The 4,939-nt window shown below is 56.4% G+C and carries 5 protein-coding genes and 1 pseudogene; 1 reads left to right on the top strand and 5 read right to left on the bottom strand.

Annotated features, from left to right (window positions below; genetic code table 11):
- The 5 genes and pseudogenes from HFM78_RS05380 to HFM78_RS05360 form a co-directional block, all read right to left on the bottom strand.
- Positions 1-312: pseudogene (locus tag HFM78_RS05380) on the bottom strand (hypothetical protein); the annotation flags it as partial.
- On the bottom strand, positions 312-1,070 hold the full coding sequence (locus tag HFM78_RS05375) for a hypothetical protein (protein WP_287128396.1): 759 nt from the start codon (positions 1,068-1,070) through the stop codon (positions 312-314). The pseudogene HFM78_RS05380 and the gene HFM78_RS05375, both read right to left, overlap by 1 nt.
- A 5-nt stretch (positions 1,071-1,075) precedes the next feature.
- Entirely contained in the window at positions 1,076-1,585 is a 510-nt protein-coding gene (locus tag HFM78_RS05370; RefSeq protein ID WP_287128395.1) for a phage tail protein, read from the bottom strand.
- A gap of 9 nt (positions 1,586-1,594) precedes the next feature.
- Positions 1,595-3,163 carry a phage tail sheath subtilisin-like domain-containing protein gene (locus HFM78_RS05365; RefSeq protein ID WP_287128394.1) on the bottom strand — a complete coding sequence of 523 codons (1,569 nt, stop codon included), beginning with the start codon at positions 3,161-3,163 and terminating at the stop codon, positions 1,595-1,597.
- Complete coding sequence (locus HFM78_RS05360) at positions 3,126-4,037, bottom strand: hypothetical protein (protein WP_287128393.1); 912 nt, start codon at positions 4,035-4,037, stop codon at positions 3,126-3,128. The genes HFM78_RS05365 and HFM78_RS05360 overlap by 38 nt, the downstream gene beginning before the upstream one ends.
- 326 nt (positions 4,038-4,363) lie before the next feature.
- Between HFM78_RS05360 and HFM78_RS05355 the strand changes: the two genes are divergently transcribed.
- Positions 4,364-4,939: transposase (locus HFM78_RS05355; RefSeq protein WP_287128392.1), on the top strand; the 576-nt coding region annotated here is incomplete at its 3' end.

Raw genomic sequence — 4,939 nt, 5'->3', positions numbered from 1 at the left:
GGCGGGGGCTAGGGCAACGGGTGATGTCGTAACCACCGGACGAGGTTCAAGAGGCGGCGCGGAGTCCTGAGCGGGGGTAAAAACCGTTTCTCGTTCAAGGGGCGGTGGAGAGACTGGGAGCGCGACAACAGAGGGTGCGCTGACCAATTTAGATGGAACGCTCGCAACCGGGCGGGGTTCAGGGATCGAGTTGGGTTGAAAGTAGTTGGTGGCGGGTCCTTCCGTTTGACCCAAGGGGAGGCGGGGGGGCATGAGGAGCGGTTGGGAGCCACGGGTGCGGCGGGCAAGCAGACCGAGATAGGAAGTAGACATCAGGACCTCACCGCTTGACGGATGAATTCGGCATAGTGACGACGACGGACACGGGGCAAGGCTAGGATCTCCGCCTCCGACCAGTGGTAATAGCCAGCCAGCAGATGAATTTCCTCGTAGACCCCACGAGCTTGGTCACAGAGTTCGCGCAGGGTGAACTGCTGGGCATCAAAGAAGACCAAAACCACCAGACCACACGCTGGGCATTGCCCCGCGAGGTCCTGGGAGAGACTGGGAGCTAGGGCACCCATCGCCTGTTCCACTCGCCGCCGCCAGCGACTCGTCAAGGGGTCCGGGCGGATACAACGACGCACTAGCAACTGCTCCGGGTCAACATCCCCCGTTAAGGCCAACTGGTCTGCCCCCGTGGGCAATCGGAACGAAACCGGGCTATTCTTCAGCCGGAACCACCCGTCCGCTGCTGGTTCCACCCCACGGGCACGGCGCGGGACATGACGCTGGAGGTAGTCACTGAGCCGAAAAGAGAGGTCAAAACGCTGACTACAGCCCGGACAGCCGAGGTCCGACCGCACCCAATCCCCAAATAGCTCTTGGCGCAACTGCAACAACAGCGCGTCCAAGTCACTCACACAAAGATTAGCCCAGTCCACCGTTTGTCCATCCCTAGACCGGGCTAACCGCTGGACGACCGCCAACGCCAACCGCGTATCACAGACCCCCGCCTCAGCCAAAAGCAGATCCTCCGCCCCCGTGGGCGGGTGTACCCAGAGGTCCAGACCACTGACGGGTAGACGCATCTCCCCTACCGTTCGGTGGGTTCAGACAGACTCAAATCATGCTCCCAGCCCTCGTGTTCGAGCTTGATATGCTCAATGGCAATGGCATTGGCCCCCGCATCGAGATCCGCAAGGGACTGGTACTCCGAGACCCAACAACGGTGCAGGATGTAGCGATGGACAGGCTGACCCGCTTCGTTGAGCAGTTCAATCCGCACCTGTTTACGCAGATTTTTGAGCGACTGACCCGCCGCTCCCTTGTCGAGGAGTTGGGGCGCATTGGCCCAGACTTCAAAATCCGTGTCGTGGGTCAACCCCCGCTCCAGGGTGACGGGCTCATACTTGGTGCGGCCCAAGCCCTTACGGATAATCATGTCACCCCCCTGCTTGTACTCAATCACATCAGAGGAACGCTTCAGCCCGGTCACTTTACTAATCCCGGCGACCGGGGTAGTGGCAGTGTCCAGGTAAACCAGGAAGCGAAAAGTTTTGTAGGGGTCAAAACGGCTGGTATTGACAGAGAAGGGTTTCCCCATGGGAGTCTCCTAGGATTGGACCTGACCGGCGAGTTGGGCAATTTTAATCACGATGAATTCAGCGGGCTTAAGCGGTCGGAAGGCGACGATGAGATTGACCACCCCGTTATCAATGTCAGTCTGGGTGGTGGTCGAGGCATCACACTTGACCTGGAAGGCCAGACTGGGCGTACCCCCCTGGAATGCGCCCTGACTAAAGAGCGAGAGCATAAAGTTGTCCACGGTCGTCCTGAGGGCCAACCACAAAGGCTCATCATTGGGTTCAAAAACCGCCCAACCCAGATTGCGGTAGAGCGTCTGTTCAATAAACAGGGTCAAGCGGCGCACCGGGACATAGCGGTACTGCTGGAAAGCCGGGTTCTCCGTCACCAAAGTTCGTGCCCCAAAAACCACCGTCCCCACCCCCGGAAAAGAGCGCAGACAGTTGACCCCACGCGGGTTAAGCACACCTTGGCGCGGATCGGTCATCCGGCCCCGGTCCACCACCCCGATCGTATTGAGCAAGGTCGTCTCCAGCCCCGCCGGAGCTTTCCAGACCCCCCGGTTGAGGTCGGTGCGGGCGTAGATCCCGGCGACATAACCACTGGGCGGGAGTTCGAGGACCCGACCGTTGAGCGGGTTGGTCGTGCGGAGGTAGGGGAAGTAGAGGGCACCGTTGGGGCTTTTGGGCAGGGCATCCACGAAGTCATTGATGGGCGGGACCAGGGGGTTACTACTGTCGGCCCCGGCCTGGGGCGCGGGGTCCATGATGAAAAACGCCTGTTTACGCTCACAGAAAGCCAACGCCGCACTCAAAATCTCGTTCGCCACCACACCGGGCAGCACCAGTAAATTGAAAATCCGCACTTTATCCAGGGAACTATCGGCTTGAAACACCTGGGTAAAATCCGTCGCACTGAACGTCCCGGCAAAGCCCACGGGGAGGGTCGCCATGGGCAAGGACTGCTGGAGAGCCGCCGTAAAGACCCCGCTGTAGGCGATAGCAGGGGGAGTAGGCCGGACGCGCACTAGGGCAGAGCGAGCCGCTGTGGGGTCGCTGTCGGTGCCCAACCGTTTCTCAATGTAGTCGGGGCTGGTCGCGTTCAGATTGACCCCCCGGAAGACCTCCACCCGTGAACCGTAGGCAATCAGAATATCGGCGGTGTCGCTCGTCGCGCTCAAATTGTTGACGGTCACGGTCATCGTCGTCTGGTCCGTGGGCTCTAGTCCCTGGAACTGGATATCCCCAATGTTCGTTTCCGGGCGAGGAATCGTGCCGCCGCCCACCGCCGCCCCGCTGCTGTTGTAATACTTGGGTTCGAGTCCGACCACGTAGGCCACGGAGCCGCCATTAAGAAAGAACTGATTGACCGCATGGGCCAAATTAATCTCAATCAGACCGCTATCATAAAGTCCGCCAAATTCCCGCTCGTAATCCGTGAAGTTGAAGATCTCCACCGCCGTATCGAAATTGCGGGTCCGGTAGGGGTGGCTGTAACCGCTAAAGACGGCAACCGAGGTAGGAGCCGCTGTAATCGTACGGGCGTTACTCGGTAGCTCCTCAATGTAGATACCCGGATAGGTGGGTGTGACTGGCATCGTCGCTCCTTGGGTGATGTTTAGCTAAAAGTATAGTAGCCTGGGCTGGAGTCGCTGCTTGGGTATTGGTCCCGCCCTTGAGGTAAATCGTGCTCGCCGTCGGTAGGGCAAAGCCGCTCGTCGGGGCACTAACCTCAATCAGGTAGCCCACCCCCCCACGGGCAACCCCGGCGAGCTTCGCGGGCAGATCGCTCAGCGAAATGTCCGTGGGGTTTTGTTCGAGTCGGGCCTGGAGGGTGAAGATAGTCGGCGGGGTGCTCGTAATCGTCACCTGAATCCCATTTCCGGTTGCATCCGTCTGGGTGGCCTCCAGCACAAAGGCCGTCACAGTAGGGTCATCAGCACTGGGAATGGTCCGAAAAGCCGGGGTAATCCCATCACCGCCGCCCTCATCCAGGATGTAAGTACCCGCCGCCGGGAAAGGTGCGGGGTCGGGGATAGTTTTGACTTGGACCAAGCCCGGTGTCAACACGGTTTGGACAAAGTTAGGCGCGGTCGGGTCTACGCTAAGGCCAGCAAAGGTATCTATCGCCGTAATTTTGGCGGCAAAGGCAGGGGGATCAGCGACTACATCGGTAAACTCGACCTTAATATTGTTCCCCATCACGCCAGCCTGGGCAGCTTTAAGGAGAAAGGCGGGTCGGGAGATGGACGTGGTGCTAACGGTTAACACCCCTTGGACAAAGAGATATTTCAACCAGTTCGTTGCCTCCGGTTGCAGAGACGGACTAATCCCCAGGGTCACCCACCCGCTCGACTCGGGAGCTTGCAGGTCTGGCTTAATAAAAGAAAGCGGAATCGAAAACTGTTTACCCGTTGCCCGATCCGTAAACTCGACGGGACCATTGCCGATAACCGTTGTAAACATTGCCATAAACTCCCCACAAAATTTCCACCCAGCCCAATATAACAGGAAATACAGGACTAAGAGCTACTAAAATGGAGGGCAACAGGAAACTAGATGGGTTTCAAGGGGCCTAGTAGTAAGTCAAGACTTCCTAGGAAAAGAATTACAGTACAACTTTCAAGAGAATTCCCTATTTATCCGCCCAGTAATAAATCTTTACCAAAAGCGGTGTAAAGCCCCTGCCTTTAGGCATAGAGATATAAGCCGCACGACCAACGGGAGGCACAAAATAGCCCTCTGGGACCACAGGGCTAGCCCCGCGCCACTCAGTCCACCTCGGGTATAATTCACTCATGATTGTTCTCGAAGCAAAACTTGAGGGAAAACCTCAACAGCATGGACGGCTCGATGAGGCCATCCGTACCGCTCAGTTCATTCGTAATAAAGCCCTGCGCTATTGGCTGGATAATCGGGGGATAAATAAGAATGATTTGTATAAGCTCTGTCCTGACTTAGCAAAAGAACATGAATGGGCAGCTAAACTTAACTCCCAAGCTAGACAAGCCAGTATTGAACGGGCGTGGTTTGCTATCTCCAGGTTTTATGATAACTGCAATAAACAAACTCCCGGCAAGAAAGGCTATCCACAGTTCAAGAAGAATACTCGGTCAGTAGAATACAAAACTACCGGATGGAAGTTATCTAATGACCGTAAACGGATAACCTTCACCGATAAAAATGATGCAGGCTGTTTTAGGCTAATCGGTACAAGGGATTTAAGTTTCTATACGGTAGCGCAGATTAAAAGAGTGCGGATAGTCCGTCGCGCCGATGGCTATTATGTACAGTTTTGTATAGATATAGAACGGTCAGAATCTCAGCCACAGACAGGTAAAGAAGTAGGGATTGATTTGGGACTGCTACATTTC

The sequence above is a fragment of the Candidatus Cyanaurora vandensis genome, from assembly GCF_013285555.1.
Taxonomy (GTDB): Bacteria; Cyanobacteriota; Cyanobacteriia; order Gloeobacterales; family Anthocerotibacteraceae; genus Cyanaurora; species Cyanaurora vandensis.
The sequence above is the reverse complement of the archived record's forward strand: the minus strand, read 5'-3'. Positions and strand labels throughout refer to the sequence as shown.

Excerpts from the sequence above, each read along its gene's own strand:
- HFM78_RS05370 (WP_287128395.1), bottom strand. The coding sequence starts at position 1,585 with ATGGGGAAACCCTTCTCTGTCAATACCAGCCGTTTTGACCCCTACAAA.
- HFM78_RS05375 (WP_287128396.1), bottom strand. The coding sequence starts at position 1,070 with ATGCGTCTACCCGTCAGTGGTCTGGACCTCTGGGTACACCCGCCCACG.
- HFM78_RS05360 (WP_287128393.1), bottom strand. The coding sequence starts at position 4,037 with ATGGCAATGTTTACAACGGTTATCGGCAATGGTCCCGTCGAGTTTACG.
- HFM78_RS05365 (WP_287128394.1), bottom strand. The coding sequence starts at position 3,163 with ATGCCAGTCACACCCACCTATCCGGGTATCTACATTGAGGAGCTACCG.